This is a genomic window from Cupriavidus sp. BIC8F (assembly GCF_032465815.1).
GTDB lineage: Bacteria > Pseudomonadota > Gammaproteobacteria > Burkholderiales > Burkholderiaceae > Cupriavidus > Cupriavidus necator.
Window position 1 is genome coordinate 4,276,605 of the sequence record NZ_CP136094.1, and the last position, 18,744, is coordinate 4,295,348.

Below are 18,744 nucleotides of genomic sequence, written 5' to 3' on the forward strand. Positions count from 1 at the left end.
ACACACAATCCATGATTGCACGCGACGACATCACCGGCCTGATCCTCGCAGGCGGCAGGGGCAGCCGCATGGGCGGCACCGACAAGGGCCTGCAGCCACTGCACGGCACGCCGATGGCCATGCACACGATGATGCGCCTGACCCCCCAGGTGGGCGGGCTGATGATCAATGCCAACCGCAACCTGGCCGCCTATGAGTCCTTCGGCGTGCCGGTCTACACCGATTCCGTGCCCGACTTCGCCGGCCCGCTGGCGGGGATGCTGGCCGGCCTGGAGCAATGCGCCACGCCGTGGATGGTGACCGCGCCCTGCGATTCGCCCTTCCTGCCGACCGACCTAGTGGCACGCCTGGCGCAGGCGATCGAGGCCGAAGGCGCGGACCTGGCGATCCCCGTCACGCTGGACGAGGACGGCCGGCGCCAGACCCAACCTGTGTTCTGCCTGATGCCGGTCAGTGCGCTGGACAGCCTGGTGGCTTATCTTTCCAGCGGCGGCCGCAAGATCGAGACCTGGGCCGCCTCGCACCGCCTGGCCGAAGTGCTCTTCGACGACGCCGCGGCCTTTGCCAATATCAACACCCTGGACGAACTGCGCACGCACGAAACGCGCTGAGCCACCATGCCCACCCTGCAATCCGTCATCTCCTGCCTTTCCGACTACGACCCCGCCGCCCTGCCCGTGGACCAGGCCAACCGCATCATCGGCGAGGTGGTCGAGCCGGTGCGCGGCGTCGAGCAGTTGCCGATCCGCAGCGCCCTGGACCGCGTGCTGGCCGAGGACATCGTCTCGGCCATCGACGTGCCGGCGCATGACAACTCGGCGATGGACGGCTATGCCTTCCAGGGCGCCGCGCTGGCTGCCGCGCAGACCGCCACGGTCGAACTGGAAGTCATCGGCAGCGCCTTCGCCGGCGGTGCCGGCGCGCTGGCGCCCACGGCGGCGCAGGCGGTGCGCATCATGACCGGCGCGGTGATGCCGGCCGGCTGCGACACCGTGGTGCCGCAGGAATTCGTGGAAGCCGTGGACGACGGCGCGCGCATCCGCTTTGCCGCCGACTGCGTGCGTACCGGCGACAACCGGCGCCTGCGCGGCGAAGACCTGGCACGCGGCCAGGCCGCGCTGCAGGCCGGGCGCATCCTCCAGCCGGCCGACCTGGGCCTACTGGCCTCGCTGGGCGTGGCCGAGGTGCGCGTGCGCCGGCGCCTGCGCGTGGCGTTCTTCTCCACCGGCGACGAGCTGCGCTCGATCGGCGAGCCGCTCGATCCCGGCTGCGTCTACGACTCCAACCGCTACACGCTGCACGGCATGCTGCACCGGATGAATGTCGACCTGCTCGACATGGGCGTGGTGCGCGACGACCCAGACGCGCTCGAAGCCGCCTTCCGCACCGCCTGCGAGACCGCCGACGCGGTCATCACCTCCGGCGGCGTCTCGGTCGGCGAGGCCGACTACACCAAGCAGATCATGGCGCGCCTGGGCGATGTCACGTTCTGGAAGATCGCGATGCGCCCTGGCCGGCCGATGGCCTTCGGCCGGATCAATTCCAACGGCCGCGACGCGCTGCTGTTCGGGCTGCCGGGCAACCCGGTGGCGGTGATGGTCACCTTCTACCACTTCGTGCGCGCCGCGCTGCAGCGGCTGATGGGCGCCAGCGTGCCGCCGCTGCCGCTGCTGCGCGTGCGCAGCGCGCAAGCCATCCGCAAGAAGCCCGGCCGCACCGAGTACCAGCGCGGCATCCTGGCGCGCGCCGGCGACGGCCAGTGGGAAGTGCGCATCACCGGCCAGCAGGGCTCGGGCGTGCTGCGCTCGATGAGCGAGGCCAACTGCTTTATCGTGCTCGGCCACGAACAAGACTCGGTCAAGGCCGGCGATGCGGTCGAGGTGATGCTGTTCGACGGACTGGTCTAGCCGGACCGGCAGGCGCCGCACGCAAGCGCTTGCCACACGCCGGTAGCAATGTGTCGTTTTTGTGCCGCACATTTGCGGCCGTAGCACTGCCGGCACGGGGCTTTCGCCTGCCCCCGCCGACGGCGGGCTATGCTTGGCATCGGCCAATCGCTACACTTGGCGCACGATTCAGAACCATTCGAGTATCCCCCGTCATGAATCAGGAGATCGCCTACCTCCACCCCGTCAAGACCGCCCGCGCGCTGGTGCTGGTCTACCTGTGCTTCTCGCTGCCGATCGTGTCGCTGGGCCTGTTTGTCACCTTCGTCCGCTACGGTGACCTGCCCGCCATCACGGTCTTCAGCGCAATCATCCTGAATGCGCTGATCGGCTTCGGCCTGCTGTGGCTGGCCTGCAAGGCCTACAACTGGGTGGCCGCCCGCTTCGGCGGCATTGAAGTCCACGTGCGCGAACTGGCGCCCGAAGACGAGCGCTGAGCCGCGCGCCGGCGCCCAGGCCGGCAGCAAACTCGGCAGCCCCCTGCGGGGGCTTGCCCTGCCTCCTTCCCTGCCACGCGTTCAGCCGCCGTTGTCTTCGGCGGCCTCCGGCGCGTCCGCCGCTTCTGCTGCATTGAGGCCAAGCACCTGCTGCGCGGCCTCGCCCGGCAGCGCTTCCACCGTGCGCAGCTTGCGCGCCATCTGGCGCGTGCGCACTTCGGCCTGCTCGATATTGCGCGCGGCGCGTTCCAGCGTATCGCGGGTCTTGGCCAGCACGTCGCCGAATTTGCCGAACTCGGTCTTGACCGCGCCCAGCACCTCCCACACCTCGCTTGAGCGCTTTTCCAGCGCCAGCGTGCGGAAGCCCATCTGCAGGCTGTTCAGCAGCGCGGTCAGCGTGGTCGGCCCGGCCACGGTCACGCGGTAGTCGCGTTGCAGCAAGTCGGTCAGGCCCGGGCGCCGCAGCACCTCGGCATACAAACCCTCGGTCGGCAGGAACAGGATGGCGAAATCCGTGGTCTGGGGCGGCGACAGGTATTTCTCGGCGATGGTCTGGGCCTCGCGCCGCAGCGCCACTTCCAGTTCGCGGCCGAAAGCGAGCACGCCGTCCGGGTCGCCCCGCTCCTGCGCGTCCACCAGGCGCTCGTACTGTTCCTTGGGAAACTTGGCGTCGACCGGCAGCCAGACCGGCGCATTGTCGCCACCCGCCGCCTTGCCCGGCAGCCGGATGGCGAACTCCACCCGCGCGCCCGAGTTGCGCACGGTCTCGACATTCTTGCCGTACTGCTCCGGCGTCAGCATCTGCTCCAGCAGCATTTCCAGCTGGACTTCGCCCCAGGTGCCGCGCGACTTCACATTGGTCAGCACCTTCTTCAGGTCGCCCACGCCCTGCGCCAGCACCTGCATCTCGCCCAGGCCGCGGTGCACCTGCTCGAGCCGGTCCGACACCAGCCGGAAGGATTCGCCCAGGCGCTGCTCCAGCGTGGCGTGCAGCTTCTCGTCGACGGTGCGGCGCATTTCCTCCAGCTTGGCGGCGTTGTTGGCCTCGATGTCCTGCAGCTTCTTCTCCAGCGTGGCGCGCACTTCGGCCAGGCGCCGCTCGTTGGCTTCGGACATCTGCGCCAGCTGCTGCTGCAGCCCGTCGCCGAAGCGGCGCAGCGTGCCGGCCTGCTCGTCGCGCGCCTGCTGGCCCTGCAGCATCATGTGCTGGCGCACCTGCTCGAGCTGCTGGGTGTTGGTCTCGGTCAGCTTGGCCAGTTGCTGCGCGAAGGTGTCGATCTGGTTGTTCTGCAGCGTGGCAATGCCCGTCAGCTGCGATGACAGCGCCTGCTGGAAGCGCAGCATCTGCTGCGCCGACTCGTCGCGGTTGCCGCGCGCGGCCCCGGCCACTTCGGTGCGCACCTCGCGCTCCAGCCGCTCCATGCCGCGCGCGCTTTCCGCGCGCATGTCGGCCAGTTGCCGGCCAAGCTCGGCCCCCGGCGAGGCAGCCTGCTGGCGCAGCAGGACGATAACCAGCAGGGCGACCGCGAGCAGCGCCACGGCCAGCGTCAGGAACGGAATCAGGGTCATGCAGCAGGAAACAGGTGGATGGCGGGCTTAGCGGCGCCGCGACATGACGTCGGGGTTGATCACGGTGGGCGGATGGCCGGCCTGCGGGCCCTGGTCGAGCGCGGCGATCAGGTTGTCGGCGGCCAGCATCGCCATCGCACGGCGGGTCTTCTCGGACGCGCTGGCGATATGCGGCGTGAGCACGACGTTGGGCACCGTCAGCAGGTCCGGATGGACGGCGGGCTCGCCCTCGAACACATCCAGGCCGGCGCCGAAGATGCGCTTGTCACGCAGCGCCTGCGCCAGCGCGGCGTCGTCAACGATGCCGCCGCGCGCCAGGTTCACCAGCGTCGCGGTCGGCTTCATCAGCGCCAGCTCGGCCGCGCCGATGGCATGGTGACTCTGCGGGCCATAGGGCAGCACCAGCAGCAGGTGGTCGGACTGGCGCAGCAGGTCTTCCTTGCTGACATAGCGCGCGTTGAGCGCGCGCTCGGCGTCCGCCGGCAGCTGGCTGCGGTTGTGGTACAGCACGCTCATGCCAAACCCGTTCGCGCGGCGCGCCAGCGTCTGGCCGATGCGGCCCATGCCCAGGATGCCCAGCGTGCTGCCGTACAGGTCCATGCCGACCAGCATGTCGTAGCTCCAGCGCTGCCACTTGCCGGCGCGCAGGTAGTGCTCGGCCTCGGTCACGCGGCGCGCGGTGGCCATCAGCAGGGCCCAGCCGAAGTCGGCGGTGGTCTCGGTCAGCACGTCCGGCGTATTGGTGGCGACGATGCCGGCGGCCGTCAGCGCCGGCACGTCCAGGTTGTTGTAGCCGACCGCCATATTGCACACCGCGCGCAGCGCCGGCAGCCCGGCGACCACGTCGCCGTCGATGCGGTCGGCGGCGTTGGCCAGCACGCCGGCCTTGCCCGCCAGGCGCGCCTTCAGCGCGGCGGCGTCCAGCACCGCGTCCTGCTGGTTGTCGTCGACATCGAAATACTGCGCCAGGTGCGCAATGACTTCGGGATAGATGGCGCGGGTGACCAGGACAGACGGCTTCATGGCATCAAACTCGGAAGAAAAGGAAGGTCATGATGACGAACAGCGGCATCAGGAAGATGCCCGAGTACAGCATGTAGCCGAAGAAGCTCGGCATGCGCACGCCGCGGTTCTCGGCAATGGCCTTGACCATCAGGTTGGGGGCATTGCCGATATAGGTATTGGCACCCATGAACACGGCCCCGGCCGAGATCGCGGCCAGCGTCGAGGCATCGCGCGTCATCAGCGTGGCCGCGTCGCCACCGGCGGTGTTGAAGAACACAAGGTAGGTCGGCGCGTTGTCCAGGAACGAGGACAGCAGGCCGGTGGCCCAGAAGTACATGCTGTCGACCGGCTGGCCGTTGCTGTCGCTGACCGCGCGGATCACGCCGGAGAAGGCGCCGTCGGTGCCGGCCTTGAGCATGGCGATGACCGGGATGATGGTCAGGAAGATGCCGGCAAAGAGCTTGCCGACTTCCAGGATCGGCTCCCAGTTGAATTCATTGCCGGCGCGCGCCGTCTGCGGCGTCACCAGCAGCGACACCACCGCCACCACCACCAGCAGCGCATCGCGCACAGCGGCCTGCAGCGCCACCTCGGTGCCCAGGATGTCAAACGAGATGCCCGGCTTCCACAGTCCGCTCATCAGCACCAGGCCGATCACGGCCAGCAGCAGCACGAAGTTGAACTTGCCCTCGATGGCGATGCCGCCCGAGTCCGGCGTGGGGTCGCTGCGCGGCGGCAGCTCCTCTTCCTTGTTGTGGTAGTAGTGACGGTCGAGCAGGTAGAACAGCGCCAGCAGCACCACGCAGATAAAGACCGTCTCCGGGAAGATGTTGCGCATGGTCCAGAAGAAGTCCACGCCCTTCAGGAAGCCCAGGAACAGCGGCGGATCGCCCAGCGGCGTCAGCGAGCCGCCGGCATTGGCCACCAGGAAGATAAAGAACACCACCACGTGCGCCACGTGGCGGCGGTTGTCATTGGCGCGCAGCAGCGGCCGGATCAGCAGCATGGCCGCGCCGGTGGTGCCCATGAAGCTGGCCAGCAGCGTGCCCAGCGCCAGGATGCCGGTATTGAGCCCGGGCGTGCCGTGCAGGTTGCCGCGCACGCAGATGCCGCCCGCCACGATATACAGCGAGGCGATCAGAACGATGAACGGGATGTACTCCGCCAGCAGCGCGTGCACCGCGCTGGCCGCGGCCGCATGCGTACCGAACGCTGCCGCGAACGGCAGCAGGAACAGCAGCCCCCAGCCCGCGGCGATCTTGCCGTAGTGGTGATGCCAGAACTTGGGCGCTACCAGCGGCCACACCGCGATCGACAGCAGGATGCCGGCGAACGGCAGGCCCCACAGCGAGGACAGCGACGCCCCGTCAAGGTCCGCGGCAAGGCCGACGGCGGGAAAGGCGGCCAGCACGGCCAGCAGTGGCAACAGCACGGAGGCACGTCGCATCAGGCAGGATCTCCTCGGGAATGCAGCATTCATTGGCGCACCGCCGGCACGAAGCCGCGGCACGCAGGCGAGCCTGCAAGTGTAATTCATGCACCTTCTTGCGCCGGGCTTGCGGCATCAGCGATGCAGCGCATTCCGTGCCGCGGAAGCCGCGGGTTCAGGCCTCGTCGACCAGGATCACATGCACGCGGTACGGGCCATGGGCGCCAAGCACGATGGTCTGCTCGATATCGCCCGTGCGAGAAGGCCCGCTGATGATATTGGTGGCGCGCGGCAGTTCGCCGCGCTCGCTGCGCACCAGCGCAAAGGCGTCTTCCAGGCCGGCAACGATGCGCGAGCGCGGCACCACCGCCACATGGGTCTCGGGCAACAGCGCGGCCGAGGCAAAGGTGGCCGGGCCCGACAGCAGCATCAGCGAGCCGGTCTCGGCAATCGCGCAGAAGCAGCCGGTGATGCCGACCAGGTCGCCATGCTCGCGGTCGGCCTCGACCTCGCGCACCGGCGGGCGGCATTCCACCGCCAGCCCCGCGGCCTGCCACGGCAGCGGGCCCAGCGCGTCCCACGCCACGGCACGATGGACCAGGTTCAGGCTGTCGAGGAAGCGCGCGGTGGCGGCGGGAACCTCGTCCATCGCCGCCACGCGGTCCACGGTCGAGGCCATGCGCTGCGCCTGCGCCAGGAAAGCCTCGGCCAGGTCGGCCGGCACCGCCGGGCGCGGGCCCTGCGGGTGGCGCGACAGGTAGTCGGCCACGGCTTCGCGTTCGCCCGCGCTCGGCCGGGTCGGTCTGCCCTGGGCAGCACGGATGCGGGCAAAGATGCGGTCGCGGGCGTCGTTGGTTTCCATAAGGACTGGCTGGGGGTCGCAAAGCGCGGCGAGCGCGCGATGCGCCGATTATAGTGGCGCCCGTCGCGTGCAAAGCATGCGATGGCCGGCGCAAGGTGTTGAATTTTGCTACGCCGCAGGCTGAACCGAGTACACCTGGCGCAGGTAGGACAGGTAGCCGACATCGTCGCACATGGTCTTTTCCGGTGTGTCCGACAGCTTGGCCACTGGCTGCCCGTTGCAGCGCACCATCTTGATCACGATCTGCAACGGGGTATAGCCCAGGTCGTTGGTCAGGTTGGTGCCGACGCCAAAGGCCAGCCGGCAGCGCCCATGGAAGCGCTCGTACAGCTCGATCACGCGCGGGATGTCGAGGCTGTCGCTGAAGATCAGCGTCTTGGTGCGCGGGTCGACGCGGTTGGCGGCATAGTGGGCGACCATGCGCTCGCCCCACAGCATCGGGTCGCCGGAATCATGGCGCACGCCGTCGAAGAGCTTGCAGAAATACAGGTCAAAGTCGCGCAGGAAGGCATCGAAGCCATAGGTATCCGACAGCGCGATGCCCAGGTCGCCGCGGTATTCGCGCGCCCAGCGCTCCAGCGCATACACCTGCGAATCGCGCAGCCGCGGGCCCAGCGCCTGGCAGGCCTGCAGGTATTCATGCGCCATCGTGCCCAGCGGCACCATATTGTGCAGGCGGGCAAAGTGGACGTTGCTGGTGCCGGCCAGCTGCGGCCCCAGCAGGCGCCGCATGGTCAGCAGCACCTCTTCCTGCCATTCGCGCGAAAAGCGCCGGCGTGTGCCGTAGTCGGCGATCACGCAATCGGCCAGCTCGGGCGTCTTCAGCAAGGCCAGCTTGTGGTCCAGCCGGCGGCGGCCTTCGGCCAGGTCGGGCCTGGGCTGGGTGCGGCGGAAATAGACCTCGTTGACGATGGCCAGGACCGGCACTTCGAACAGGATGGTATGCAGCCACGGGCCGATGATCGAGATCTCGATCTCGCCGTTGCCCTGCGGGGACGGCCGCACCGAGACATATTTCTCGTTCAGGTGGAACAGGCCGAGGAAGTCGACGAAATCGCTCTTGATAAAGCGCAGGCCGCGCAGGTAGGCGAGCTCGTCGTCGGTGAAGCGCAGCTGGCACAGGTGTGCCAGCTCGGTGCGGATCTCATCGATATAGGGCGTCAGGTCGACGCCCGGGTTGCGGCACTTGAAGCGGTATTCCACTTGCGCCTGCGGGAACTGATGCAGCACCACCTGCATCATCGTGAATTTGTACAGGTCGGTGTCGAGCAGAGACGGGATGATCATAGCGGGCCAGACGGCGATGCCGGGTCAGTACATCATGCTAACCGAAGTCTGGCCGCCTCCGGCCACTCTTGCCGCTCAACCACCATCGAGGAAGGGCTGTGGCTGCCGCGGCGCCTCCCTGCCCTTTGCCTTGCCCTGCAGGCACCACAACTGGCGGCCATCGGTCCCGGGGCACGACACCAGCGTGGCGGCGGCGCGCGGCACCCGCTGAGGCAGCGGCTCGGCAAAGGCGCCGTCGCCAGCCATGATGCGCTCGGTGTAGACCTGCGCCCCGGCGCGCTCGAAGCGCAGCACCTGCACCCGGTCGCCCGGCTGCGGCTGCAGCTGCGGCCCGCACGGCATCAGGCCGGCCCGGCCGCAATGGGCAATGGCATCGCCCGCGGGCGAATCGGTCACGCTGAAGTGGTCCCAGTCGAACGCGGTCAGCGCCGGCAACGCGACCGGCGCGTCAGTGCGCGCGCGCCACGCCACCAGGCGCGATACCACGCTGTCGGCCATGCCCGGCGACTGGACCAGGGTCTGGGCGCCAACGGCCCCGATCGGCGCCAGAAATGCCGTCAGCAGCACAGCAATGGGCGCGAAGATCCGGCATATCGCGGCGCTGCGCCGCAGGCTGGCACGGCTGGCAAGGCAAAGCTGGCGTGGCATACGGGTCTCCCGGCACGGATGCAAGTGACTGCTGGCGGCCTTCATCATGCCCGCTGGCGGGCCGACATGCCAGCAGGCCGCCATGCGTTAAATCAAAAGTACATAAAGAAATAAGAAAACTATCTGATCCGGCTATATAGACCCGCTATTCTTGCCAGAAGGCTCGGCTACAATATCGCTTTCCGAAAGGCCTCGGCCGGCGCTCGTCCAGCCCATGCTGCCATGCGGCACCATGCGGTAGATGCGGCGCGTCCGCCGGCAAGAAGCGGCCCCACAGTTTCCCATTAAAAGCCGACCTGTTTTCCTGGAACCGAAATGACTCACGTTGTCACCGAATCCTGCATCCGTTGCCGCTACACAGACTGCGTTGACGTGTGTCCGGTCGATTGTTTCCGCGAAGGCCCCAACTTCCTGGCTATCGACCCGGATGAGTGCATCGACTGCGCCGTGTGCGTGGCCGAATGCCCGGTGAACGCCATTTACGCCGAGGAAGACGTGCCGGGCGACCAGCAGCAATTCATCGACCTGAACGCAGAACTGGCCCGCAACTGGCCCTCCATCACCAAGACCAAGGCCCCGCTGGCCGAGGCCGAGGAATGGAAGGACGCCACTGACAAGCTGCAATACCTGCAGCGCTGACAGAACAAGAAAGCCGTCCCGGCGCGTTTTCCGCAATACCGGGCAATACTGGGCACAAGCGGCCCACGCAAACGTATCAGGACGAATATGGACTTGAGCATTCCAAATCCCGTCGCCGACACGACCAAGCAGGTCGACGGCGGCAGCCCTGCAGGCGGCCAGCCGCAGGAAATCGATGCGCTGATCGTCGGTGCCGGCCCGGTGGGCCTGTTCCAGGTCTTTGAACTGGGCCTGCTCGAGATCAAGGCACATGTCATCGATTCCCTGAAGGTGGTCGGCGGCCAGTGCGTGGAACTCTATCCGGACAAGCCCATCTACGACATCCCGGCCGTGCCCATCTGCACCGGCCAGGAACTGACCGACAACCTGCTCAAGCAGATCGAGCCGTTCGAGCCCACCTTCCACCTGGGCCAGGAAGTCGCCGTCGTGGAGCGCCGCGAAGACGGCCGCTTCTTCGTCGAGACCTCGCTCGGAACCCGCTTCATCACCAAGACCATCTTCATCGCCGCCGGCGTGGGTTCGTTCCAGCCGCGTACGCTGAAGGTCGAGGGCATCGACAAGTTCGACGGCAAGCAGCTGTTCTACCGCGTCAAGGATCCGAGCCGCTTCCATGGCCGCAACCTGGTGATCATCGGCGGCGGTGACTCGGCGCTGGACTGGACGCTGGACCTGGTCGGCAAGGCCGAGTCGGTGGTGATGATCCATCGCCGCGACGGCTTCCGCGCCGCGCCCGCCTCGGTCGCCAAGATGAAGGAACTGTGCGAACAGATGGAAATGCAGTTCCTGGTCGGCCAGGTCGGCGGCTATGAAGAGAAGGACGGCGTGCTCACCGAGATCAAGGTGACCGGCGCCGACGGCGTGACCCGCCGCATGCCGGTGGATGACCTGCTGGTGTTCTTCGGCCTGTCGCCCAAGCTGGGCCCGATCGCCGAGTGGGGCCTGGACCTGGAGCGCAAGCAGATCAAGGTGGACACCGAGAAGTTCGAGACCAATATCCCGGGCATCTTCGCGGTGGGCGACATCAACACCTACCCCGGCAAGAAGAAGCTGATCCTGTCGGGCTTCCACGAGGCCGCGCTGGCCGCTTTCGGTGCTGCGCCGTATATCTTCCCCGAGAAGAAAATCCACATGCAGTACACCACCACCTCGCCGAAGCTGCACAAGATCCTCGGCGTGGATTCGCCGGTGTTCGACTGAGCAGAGCAAGTGCCGCAGAAAAAAACCGCCGCGAGGCGGTTTTTTTCTGGCACAAACCAAAAACCGTAGCTATAATGCGGCCTCGCTGTTCGACACGACGGCACGAAGCCAGCAGAGATGCCCTTCGCACCGTACGGCAGGCAGCAAGCCGGAAGCTTCCAGACACCTTCTGACAAGAACAAAATGTCGAAAAGGTGTTGACGAAGAAAAGAGAAACTGGCTATAATTTCTTTCTCAGCTGTTCCCCGATAGCTCAGTCGGTAGAGCGACGGACTGTTAATCCGCAGGTCCCTGGTTCGAGCCCAGGTCGGGGAGCCAACCGATACGGAAGCCCGGTGCAAACGCACCGGGCTTTTTCGTTTTGGGCTTCGGCGCAACGCGTCACGGCAGACCGACTGCCGCAACGCCCTCCCTTCTTCTACATCATTCCTGCAGAGAAGCGCTGGCAACCTTCAGTGCCGCGACGATGGCCTCCGCATTGACCTCGACCCGATGCAGCGGTCCCGCCACCGACAGGCCATAGGTCACGCCACCCATCGTTACCGGCATGGCGATGGCCCCCAGGTCCGGGAACGACTCACCGAAATTCGGATACCAACCCTGCTTCTGCCAGGCCTGCATCATTGCTTCCAGTTCCTGCGCCGAACCGATGGTGCGCGGCGTGCGCGCGGCGAACGACAGGCCTGAGAGCAGCTCGCCACGCGCGCTGGCCGTCATTGCGCCCAGGATGGCGCGGCCGATCGAATTGACATGCGCATCGCGCAGCTCGCCCGGCGCGGCGATATAGCGCACCGGATTGGCGGATTCGCGCGCCTCCAGGTACAGCACGCGCCCGTCGTCCTGCAGCTTGCCGAAGATCACGGTCTCGCCGGTGGTGTCGCGCAGCGATTCCAGCACCGGCTGCACGCGCTCCAGCAGCGGGTCGTTGCGCGCGATGCGCTGGGCGATATCGAGCAGCCGGCGCGTCGGGTAGTAGCCCTGGCGGCGTCCGGTCTCGTACAGGTAACCCAGCGAGGCCAGCGTGCGGATCAGCCCCAGGCAGCTCGACATCGGCGCGCCCAGCAGCCTGGCCAGCTCGGTCAGCGTCAGCGAGCGCCCTTCGCGCGCATAGATCTCCATGATCTCGATCACGCGCAGCGCCGTCTTGACGCTGGCGTAGCCGGACTTCTCCGCTGCTTCGTTTTCTGCCATCGTAGGCTTCCTCGACTTCAGTATCTGTTGGCCGGGATTGTACGCGGCGGAGTCGGCCGGCAAAGGGCGTCAGCCGCCCTCCGCGCCACCTGACCCCGGCAACGCCTGCGGCCAGCTGCGGATATTGCCAGGGGTGCGCGAGAAGCGCGTCGGGATGCCGACCCCGCGCAGACGGCCTTCGCTGGGATGGTCGTATTCGAACATCATGCCGGTGGCGCGCAGGTGCGGGTCGTCGGCCAGGCTGTCGAAATGCGGCACTTCGCTGTGCGGGATATCGGCGTCGCGCAGCAGGTCCAGCCATTCGGCCGTGGTGCGCTGCGCGACGATCTCGGCCAGCGTGGCGTAGAGCGCGTCGATATTGGCGCTGCGCGCGGCCGGGGTGGCATAGCGCCGATCGTGGGCCAGTTCCGCATGGCCTGACACATCAAAAAAACGCAGCCATTGGGCGCTGGTATAGGGCAGCAGCGCAATATGGCCGTCGCGCGTGCGATAGGGCTTTCGGTGCGCCGACATCACGCGCGGATAGCCGGCCGGCCCGAGCGGCGGGATGAAGGTCTGCCCGGCCAATTGCTCGGTGGCGAGGAAGGACACCAGCGTCTCGAACATCGGCACCTCGATGGCCTGGCCCTGGCCGGAGCGCTCGCGCTCGTACAGCGCCATCGGGATCGCATAGGCCACGGTCAGCCCGGCCACCTTGTCGGCCAGGATAGTATTGACGTACTGCGGACCGTCGTTTGAATTGGCACCCTGGAATTGCGCCATGCCGCTGCGCGCCTGGATGATGTCGTCGAATGCCGGCGCGCCCGCGTAGGGACCCTCCTCCGAATAGCCATAAGCGCCGCAATAGATCAGCCGCGGATGGTCCGCGCGCAGCGACGCATAGTCCAGCCCAAGCTTGCGCAGCGACTGCGGCCGCACGTTAGAGACAAAGACATCGGCCGTGGCGATCAAGGCTTTCAGCGCGGCGAGGTCGTCGGGCTGCTTCACGTCCAGCACCACGAACTGCTTGTTGCGGTTCAGATTCAGGAAGCTGGCGCCCATGGCTGCGTGCCGCGCCGGCTCGGCATGGCGGAACACATCGCCGGCGGGCGGCTCGACCTTGATGACTTCGGCGCCCATGTCGCCGAGGATCTGCGTGGCATACGGCCCCATCGCGACCGAGGTCATGTCGATCACGCGGATGCCGGCCAGCGGCCCGGTCGCCGCCCTCGCCTGCGCTTGCTCTGCTTGCATCGTCGCTCCCGCTCAGTACGACTTGGGCAAGCCCAGCACGCGCTCGGCGATAAAGCACATAATCAGCTGCGGGCTGACCGGCGCGATGCGCGGGATATAGGACTCGCGCAGCAGCCGCTCGACGCGGTACTCGCGCGAGTAGCCCATGCCGCCCAGCGTCAGGATCGCGGTCTGGCAGGCGTTATGGCCGGCCTCGGCGGCGAGGTACTTCGCCGTGTTGGCCTCGGCGCCGCAGGACTGGCCTGCGTCATAGCGCGCGGCGGCCTTGAGCATCATCAGGTTGGCCGATTCCAGCTGCATCCAGGCTTGCGCCAGCGGATGCTGCACGCCCTGGTTCATGCCGATGGGGCGGCCGAACACCACGCGCTCCTTGGCGTACTGCGTGGCGATGGCCAGCGCCGCGCGGCCCAGGCCGATGGCCTCGGCGGCGATCAGGATGCGCTCCGGGTTCAGGCCGTGCAGGATGTATTCGAAGCCCCTGCCCTCCTCGCCAATGCGGTCTTCCTCCGGGATGAACAGGTCGTCGATAAACAGCATGTTGGTATCGACGGCGGCGCGGCCCATCTTGTCGATCTCGCGGATCTCGATCTTGCTGCGGTCGACCTTGGTGTAGAACAGCGACAGCCCTTCGGTCGACTTCTTCACCGCCTCCAGCGGCGTGGTGCGCGCCAGCAGCAGCATGCGGTCGGCCACCTGCGCGGTCGAGATCCAGATCTTGCGCCCGCTCACCGAATAGCCGCCCGGCACCTTGCGCGCAAAGGTCTTGAGCTTGGTGGTGTCCAGGCCCGCGTCGGGTTCGGTCACGCCGAAACAGGCCTTCTCCTGGCCGGCGATCAGCGGCGGCAGGAAGCGGCCCTTCTGTTCGTCAGTACCGAACACCACCACCGGGTTCAGGCCGAACACATTCATATGCACCGCCGAGGCGCCGGTCATGCCCGCGCCCGACTGCGAGATGGTCTGCATCACCAGCGCCGCTTCCAGGATGCCCAGGCCCGCGCCGCCGAAGGCCTCGGGCATCGCCACGCCCAGCCAGCCGCCTTCGCACAGCGTCTTGTAGAACTCGTGCGGATAGGTGCCGGACTTGTCCAGGCGGTCCCAGTACTCCATGTCAAACTGTGTGCAGACCTGCTGCACGGCCTCGACGATGGATGCCTGTTCTTCGGAGAGGTCGAAATTCATAGCGTTACCTGCCTGATGTCGTTGTCTTGTTCGTTGCCTGGTGGTTGCCCGAAGAGCGCCTACTCCGGCTGGATGCCCGCGTCTTTCACCAGCCGCGCCCACTTCTGCAGCTCGGCCACGACAAACTGGCTGAGCTCGGCCGGCGTGCTGCCGAACGGCTCGAAGCCCAGCGCGTGGAACTGCGGCGCATGCTGCTTGCTGGTGGCGATGGCAACCAGTTCACGATTGAGCCGCTGCACTACCGGCGCCGGCACCCCGGCCGGCGCGAACACGCCGTTCCATGAGGTCACGTCGAAACCCTTCAGCTCCGGCACGCTTGCCAGCGGCGGCAGGTCGGGCAGCAGCGCGCTGCGCTGCGCCGTGGTCACCGCCAGCGCACGCAGCTTGCCGGCGCGCACGTTGGCGATGCCCGCGGCAAAGTCGACGAACATCGCCTGCACCTGGCCGCCCATGACATCGGTCATCGCCGGCGGCGTGCTCTTGTATGGCACGTGCAGCATGTTCAGCCCGGCCATCTTCGACAGCGTGGCGCCCGACACGATGCCAGTGCTGTTGCCGCTGGCATAGCTCAGGCCCGGATGCGCCTTGGCATAGTCGATGAACTCACGCAGCGTCTTCACCGGCAGCGCCGGATTGACCACCAGCATGAACGGCAGGTTGCCCATGCGCGAAACCGGCGTGAAATCCTTGACCGGGTCATAGCGCAGCTGCTTCATCAGCGACGGGTTGGCCGAATGCGTGGTGTTGGTGGTCATGAACAGCGTGTAGCCATCGGCCGGGGCCTTGGCCACGAACTCGGCGGCAATGGTGCCGTTGGCGCCGGGCTTGTTGTCCACCACCACCGGCTGCTGCAGCGCCTCGCCCAGGTACTTGGCGGTCAGGCGGGCCACGGCATCGGTGCCGCTGCCGGCAGCGAACGGCACCACCAGGCGCAGCGGCCTGGACGGGAATTCATCGGCCGACAGCGCCGGGGTGGCGGCCAGCGCCGCGGTGCACCCGAGCACCAGGCTGGCAAAGGCGTTCCTGAAGGACTTCACGGTGGTTGTCTCCTGTAGTTGTTCAATCCCTTGCCGTGACCAGCCGCGTCTTATGCGGGCCGTATCACGCGCTCGGGGGATTCCTCGTATGGCGGGGAATAGATGACCAGAATTTTGGCCGGCTCGTCGCTGACCACGGTGAACACATGCATCTGGTCCGGCGGGAAGAAGCAGCAGTCGCCCGGGCCCAGCTCCTTGCGCTGGCCGCCGACCTCGGCCACGGCGCGGCCTTCCAGCACGTAGCAGACCTGCTCGATGCCGGGATGCGCATGCGGCAGCGCGCCCTTGCCCTTCTCGATGGTGCCGTGGATCACTTCCAGGTGCCGCGATCCCACGGTCTCGGGCCCGATCAGCCGGCGGTTGAGGGTGCCGACATGGTTGGCGGGGTGGTAACCCTCGACGTCGTCGGTCGAGATGAAATAGATGGGTTGGTCCTGCATGCGGCGCTCCTGCCTGAATTCATATTTATGAATAATAGTTTATTCCGTTGAATTTATCCGTCAAACGATTTCGACGCCGTTGCGGGTTTACCGGGAGTGGACGCGAGGGGCGAGCGCCAGCCTCACGCGGCGCGTGATCGGCAAGAAAGTGCTCCTTCAGGTGCCCCGGCGATCAGCCGGCGAAGCGGTAACCCACCCCTATCTCGGTCAGCAGGTAGGCAGGCTGGGCCGGGTCGGCTTCCAGCTTGTGCCGCAGGTGCCCCATGTAGACGCGCAGGTACTGGCTGCTGTCGGCATGCGACGGCCCCCACACCTCGCGCAGCAGTTCGCGGTGGGTCATGACCTTGCCGCGATGCGCCAGCAGCACCGCCAGCAGCCGGAACTCGATCGGCGTCAGGTGCACCGACTCCCCCGCACGCGTGACCTGCCGGTTGGCCAGGTCCACGGCGATCTCGCCGAAGGCCACCTGCGCCCGCCCCTGCGCGCCCGCACGCACATGGCGGCGCAGCAGCACGCGCAGGCGCGCCACCAGTTCGCCCACGCCGAAGGGCTTGGTCAGGTAGTCATCGGCGCCGGCGTCGAGCGCGCGGATCTTCTCGGCCTCGGCGGTGCGCGCCGACAGCACCAGCACCGGCACTTCGGTCCAGGTGCGCAGGTCGCCGATCATCGATACGCCGTCGCCATCGGGCAGCCCCAGGTCCAGGATCACCAGGTCCGGCTGGCGCGTGCCGGCCTCGATCAGTCCGCGCTGCAGCGACTCGGCCTCGTGCACGGTGCAGCCCTCGTCCTGCAGCGCCGCGCGCACGAAGCGGCGGATATGGGGCTCGTCTTCCACCAGCAGCACCGTGGGCGAGAACTCGAATGGCATGACGCGTCGGATCCTTGAAAGGCTGTCGGGTTCAGGCCGGCAAGCCGGCCGCTTCCGGTTCCAGCACCGGAGGGTTGCCGCGCGGCAGCGTGATCACGAAGCGCGCGCCGGTGCCTTGGCCCTGCGCCTGCGCATGCACCGGCTCGACGCGGATGCTGCCGCCATGCGCCTGCACAATGGCCTCGCACACGGCCAGCCCCAGGCCCACCCCGGTGGTGGCGGACTCGCGCTCGCCGCGGGTGAATTTCTCGAACACCTGCCGCGCCATCGCCGCCGGCACGCCGGGGCCGTCGTCCTCGACGAGCAGGTGCACGGCGTCATCGGAGACCTCGCCGCGCACGCGGATCTCGGTGCCTGGCGCGGTGTACTTGGCCGCATTCTCCAGCAGGTTGCACAGCACGCGCTCCATCAGCACGCCATCGCATTCCACCAGCGGCAGCGCCGACAGGTCGGCCACCACCACGCGGTGCCGCGCCAGCGCATCGCGCAGCGACGCCAGCGCCGCGCCGGCCAGCTCTTCGAACGACTGCCATTCCTTGCGCAGCGCCACACTGCGGCTTTGCAGCCGCGCCATGTCGAGCAGGTTGGCCACCATGGCGTGCATGCGGCGCGCCTGGTCGCGCATGGCGCCGACGGTCTCAGCCACCTCCGGCGCCAGCGGCGGCGTGCCGCGTTGCAGGGTCTCGGCCATGCCGATCAGGCTGGTCAGCGGCGTGCGCAGGTCGTGCGACACCGCGGCCAGCAGCGAACTGCGCAGGCGCTCGGACTCCATCGTCAGCAGCGCCTGCTGCGCCACCTCGACATAGTGCAGCCGCTCGATCGCAATCGCGATCAGCGTGGCAAAGACATCGACCTGGCGCCGGAGCGCGGGCTGCGCAAACGCGCGCCAGGTGCGCGGCTCCACTGCCAGCACGCCGCGCACCTGCATCGGTGCCTTCAGCGGCAGGTACAGCACCGTGCCGGAAGGCAGCGTGTCGGTGCCGGTGCCGGCCGGCTGGCCGTGGTTGAAGACCCATTGCGCCAGCACGTGGTCGACGGCATCGCTCTGTGCCGCGCCGCCGGCCTCGGGGTCGGTGGCCGCGGGCAGCAGCCGGCCGTCCGCGCCGACCAGGAAAAACGCGGCACGCGCATCGAACGCCGCGCGCAGGAAGCGGCTGCCGATGCCGACGATCTGCGCGTCGGTCAGCGCCGCCGACAGCTCGCGCGCCAGCTCGTACAGCGTGCGCGCATCGGTCTCGCGCTGCACCGATACCTGGGCCTGCTCGCGCAGGCCGGCCGTCAGCTGGCCGATCACCAGTCCCACCGCCAGCATCACCAGGAAGGTCGCCAGGTATTGCACGTCGCTGACCACGAACGACAGCTGCGGCGGCACGAAGAAGAAATCAAACGCCCCCACCGCCACCAGCGCGGCGAACGCCCCCGCGGTGCGTCCGTGGCGCAGCGCCACGCCGGCCACCGCCAGCAGGAACAGCATGGCGATATTGACCAGGTCGAACCACGGCCGCGCCAGCGCCGACAGCGCGGTGGCACCGGCGCACCAGGCCACCGCCCACAACAGGCCCGGCCACTGCGCAGGCCGGGCTTCTGCCTGCGGCGGCTCGGTGCCGGGCAGCATGGACGCATCACCGGGGGTGTCCTGCCGGACCCCCCCCCCCCCCCCCCCCCCCCCCCCCCCCCCCCCCCCCCCCCCCCCCCCCCCCCCCCCCCCCCCCCCCCCCCCCCCCCCCCCCCCCCCCCCCCCCCCCCCCCCCCCCCCCCCCCCCCCCCCCACCCCCCC

Annotated in this window: 17 protein-coding genes, 1 tRNA gene and 1 pseudogene; 6 read left to right on the forward strand and 13 right to left on the reverse strand. The window is 67.7% G+C overall.

The window, feature by feature from the left end; genetic code table 11:
• The first annotated feature begins 11 nt into the window (after nt 1–11).
• The 3 genes from mobA to RS901_RS20115 all read left to right on the forward strand — a co-directional run bounded on the left by mobA (nt 12) and on the right by RS901_RS20115 (nt 2,383).
• The gene (gene mobA, locus RS901_RS20105; protein ID WP_316150750.1) at nt 12–611 is read left to right on the forward strand and encodes a molybdenum cofactor guanylyltransferase MobA; all 600 of its coding nucleotides are present in this window, start codon (nt 12–14) and stop codon (nt 609–611) included.
• Nucleotides 612–617: 6 nt separating this feature from the next.
• The gene (gene glp, locus RS901_RS20110) at nt 618–1,907 is read left to right on the forward strand and encodes a gephyrin-like molybdotransferase Glp (RefSeq protein ID WP_316150751.1); all 1,290 of its coding nucleotides are present in this window, start codon (nt 618–620) and stop codon (nt 1,905–1,907) included.
• Between the two features lie 194 nt (nt 1,908–2,101).
• The gene (locus RS901_RS20115) at nt 2,102–2,383 is read left to right on the forward strand and encodes a hypothetical protein (RefSeq protein WP_010814663.1); all 282 of its coding nucleotides are present in this window, start codon (nt 2,102–2,104) and stop codon (nt 2,381–2,383) included.
• An 81-nt stretch (nt 2,384–2,464) separates the two neighbouring features.
• On the opposite strand, the gene rmuC is transcribed toward RS901_RS20115, so the two are convergent.
• The 6 genes from rmuC to RS901_RS20145 all read right to left on the reverse strand — a co-directional run bounded on the left by rmuC (nt 2,465) and on the right by RS901_RS20145 (nt 9,183).
• Nucleotides 2,465–3,952, reverse strand: a complete 1,488-nt coding sequence (rmuC, locus tag RS901_RS20120) for a DNA recombination protein RmuC (protein ID WP_316150753.1) — start codon at nt 3,950–3,952, stop codon at nt 2,465–2,467.
• 27 nt (nt 3,953–3,979) lie between these two features.
• Entirely contained in the window at nt 3,980–4,975 is a 996-nt protein-coding gene (locus tag RS901_RS20125; RefSeq protein ID WP_316150755.1) for a D-glycerate dehydrogenase, read from the reverse strand.
• 4 nt (nt 4,976–4,979) lie between these two features.
• A complete protein-coding gene (locus RS901_RS20130) occupies nt 4,980–6,404 on the reverse strand; it encodes a sodium:proton antiporter (protein WP_316150756.1) in 1,425 nt (474 codons plus the stop codon).
• Nucleotides 6,405–6,561: 157 nt separating this feature from the next.
• On the reverse strand, nt 6,562–7,248 hold the full coding sequence (locus RS901_RS20135; RefSeq protein ID WP_316150757.1) for a lactate utilization protein C: 687 nt from the start codon (nt 7,246–7,248) through the stop codon (nt 6,562–6,564).
• Between the two features lie 108 nt (nt 7,249–7,356).
• A complete protein-coding gene (pncB, locus tag RS901_RS20140; RefSeq protein WP_316150758.1) occupies nt 7,357–8,535 on the reverse strand; it encodes a nicotinate phosphoribosyltransferase in 1,179 nt (392 codons plus the stop codon).
• Nucleotides 8,536–8,610: 75 nt separating this feature from the next.
• Complete coding sequence (locus RS901_RS20145) at nt 8,611–9,183, reverse strand: hypothetical protein (protein ID WP_316150759.1); 573 nt, start codon at nt 9,181–9,183, stop codon at nt 8,611–8,613.
• A 315-nt stretch (nt 9,184–9,498) separates the two neighbouring features.
• Here RS901_RS20145 and fdxA point away from each other — a divergent pair, with 315 nt between their 5' ends.
• From fdxA to RS901_RS20160, 3 genes are all read left to right on the forward strand, one after another.
• Nucleotides 9,499–9,822, forward strand: coding sequence for a ferredoxin FdxA (fdxA, locus tag RS901_RS20150; RefSeq protein ID WP_010814656.1), 324 nt, complete (start codon nt 9,499–9,501; stop codon nt 9,820–9,822).
• A gap of 87 nt (nt 9,823–9,909) precedes the next feature.
• The gene (locus RS901_RS20155) at nt 9,910–11,019 is read left to right on the forward strand and encodes an NAD(P)/FAD-dependent oxidoreductase (RefSeq protein WP_316150760.1); all 1,110 of its coding nucleotides are present in this window, start codon (nt 9,910–9,912) and stop codon (nt 11,017–11,019) included.
• Nucleotides 11,020–11,261: 242 nt separating this feature from the next.
• Nucleotides 11,262–11,337 (forward strand) — tRNA-Asn (locus tag RS901_RS20160).
• Nucleotides 11,338–11,442: 105 nt separating this feature from the next.
• Here the strand turns inward: RS901_RS20160 and RS901_RS20165 are convergent.
• From RS901_RS20165 to RS901_RS20195, 7 genes and pseudogenes are all read right to left on the reverse strand, one after another.
• A complete protein-coding gene (locus RS901_RS20165) occupies nt 11,443–12,210 on the reverse strand; it encodes an IclR family transcriptional regulator (protein WP_316150761.1) in 768 nt (255 codons plus the stop codon).
• A 69-nt stretch (nt 12,211–12,279) separates the two neighbouring features.
• The gene (locus RS901_RS20170) at nt 12,280–13,443 is read right to left on the reverse strand and encodes a CoA transferase (protein WP_316150762.1); all 1,164 of its coding nucleotides are present in this window, start codon (nt 13,441–13,443) and stop codon (nt 12,280–12,282) included.
• Between the two features lie 12 nt (nt 13,444–13,455).
• Nucleotides 13,456–14,622 carry an acyl-CoA dehydrogenase family protein gene (locus RS901_RS20175; protein WP_114132425.1) on the reverse strand — a complete coding sequence of 389 codons (1,167 nt, stop codon included), beginning with the start codon at nt 14,620–14,622 and terminating at the stop codon, nt 13,456–13,458.
• Between the two features lie 59 nt (nt 14,623–14,681).
• Nucleotides 14,682–15,659, reverse strand: a complete 978-nt coding sequence (locus RS901_RS20180) for a tripartite tricarboxylate transporter substrate binding protein (RefSeq protein ID WP_316150763.1) — start codon at nt 15,657–15,659, stop codon at nt 14,682–14,684.
• A gap of 50 nt (nt 15,660–15,709) precedes the next feature.
• Nucleotides 15,710–16,099 (reverse strand): cupin domain-containing protein, encoded by a 390-nt coding sequence (locus tag RS901_RS20185; protein ID WP_316150764.1) that lies wholly within the window; start codon nt 16,097–16,099, stop codon nt 15,710–15,712.
• Nucleotides 16,100–16,271: 172 nt separating this feature from the next.
• On the reverse strand, nt 16,272–16,967 hold the full coding sequence (kdpE, locus tag RS901_RS20190) for a two-component system response regulator KdpE (protein WP_316150765.1): 696 nt from the start codon (nt 16,965–16,967) through the stop codon (nt 16,272–16,274).
• A 31-nt stretch (nt 16,968–16,998) separates the two neighbouring features.
• A pseudogene (locus RS901_RS20195) lies at nt 16,999–18,573 on the reverse strand (DUF4118 domain-containing protein); the annotation flags it as partial.
• Nucleotides 18,574–18,744: the final 171 nt, after the last annotated feature.

Excerpts from the sequence above, each read along its gene's own strand:
- mobA (WP_316150750.1), top strand. The coding sequence starts at position 12 with ATGATTGCACGCGACGACATCACCGGCCTGATCCTCGCAGGCGGCAGG.
- glp (WP_316150751.1), top strand. The coding sequence starts at position 618 with ATGCCCACCCTGCAATCCGTCATCTCCTGCCTTTCCGACTACGACCCC.
- RS901_RS20115 (WP_010814663.1), top strand. The coding sequence starts at position 2,102 with ATGAATCAGGAGATCGCCTACCTCCACCCCGTCAAGACCGCCCGCGCG.
- rmuC (WP_316150753.1), bottom strand. The coding sequence starts at position 3,952 with ATGACCCTGATTCCGTTCCTGACGCTGGCCGTGGCGCTGCTCGCGGTC.
- RS901_RS20125 (WP_316150755.1), bottom strand. The coding sequence starts at position 4,975 with ATGAAGCCGTCTGTCCTGGTCACCCGCGCCATCTATCCCGAAGTCATT.
- RS901_RS20130 (WP_316150756.1), bottom strand. The coding sequence starts at position 6,404 with ATGCGACGTGCCTCCGTGCTGTTGCCACTGCTGGCCGTGCTGGCCGCC.
- RS901_RS20135 (WP_316150757.1), bottom strand. The coding sequence starts at position 7,248 with ATGGAAACCAACGACGCCCGCGACCGCATCTTTGCCCGCATCCGTGCT.
- pncB (WP_316150758.1), bottom strand. The coding sequence starts at position 8,535 with ATGATCATCCCGTCTCTGCTCGACACCGACCTGTACAAATTCACGATG.
- RS901_RS20145 (WP_316150759.1), bottom strand. The coding sequence starts at position 9,183 with ATGCCACGCCAGCTTTGCCTTGCCAGCCGTGCCAGCCTGCGGCGCAGC.
- fdxA (WP_010814656.1), top strand. The coding sequence starts at position 9,499 with ATGACTCACGTTGTCACCGAATCCTGCATCCGTTGCCGCTACACAGAC.
- RS901_RS20155 (WP_316150760.1), top strand. The coding sequence starts at position 9,910 with ATGGACTTGAGCATTCCAAATCCCGTCGCCGACACGACCAAGCAGGTC.
- RS901_RS20165 (WP_316150761.1), bottom strand. The coding sequence starts at position 12,210 with ATGGCAGAAAACGAAGCAGCGGAGAAGTCCGGCTACGCCAGCGTCAAG.
- RS901_RS20170 (WP_316150762.1), bottom strand. The coding sequence starts at position 13,443 with ATGCAAGCAGAGCAAGCGCAGGCGAGGGCGGCGACCGGGCCGCTGGCC.
- RS901_RS20175 (WP_114132425.1), bottom strand. The coding sequence starts at position 14,622 with ATGAATTTCGACCTCTCCGAAGAACAGGCATCCATCGTCGAGGCCGTG.
- RS901_RS20185 (WP_316150764.1), bottom strand. The coding sequence starts at position 16,099 with ATGCAGGACCAACCCATCTATTTCATCTCGACCGACGACGTCGAGGGT.
- kdpE (WP_316150765.1), bottom strand. The coding sequence starts at position 16,967 with ATGCCATTCGAGTTCTCGCCCACGGTGCTGCTGGTGGAAGACGAGCCC.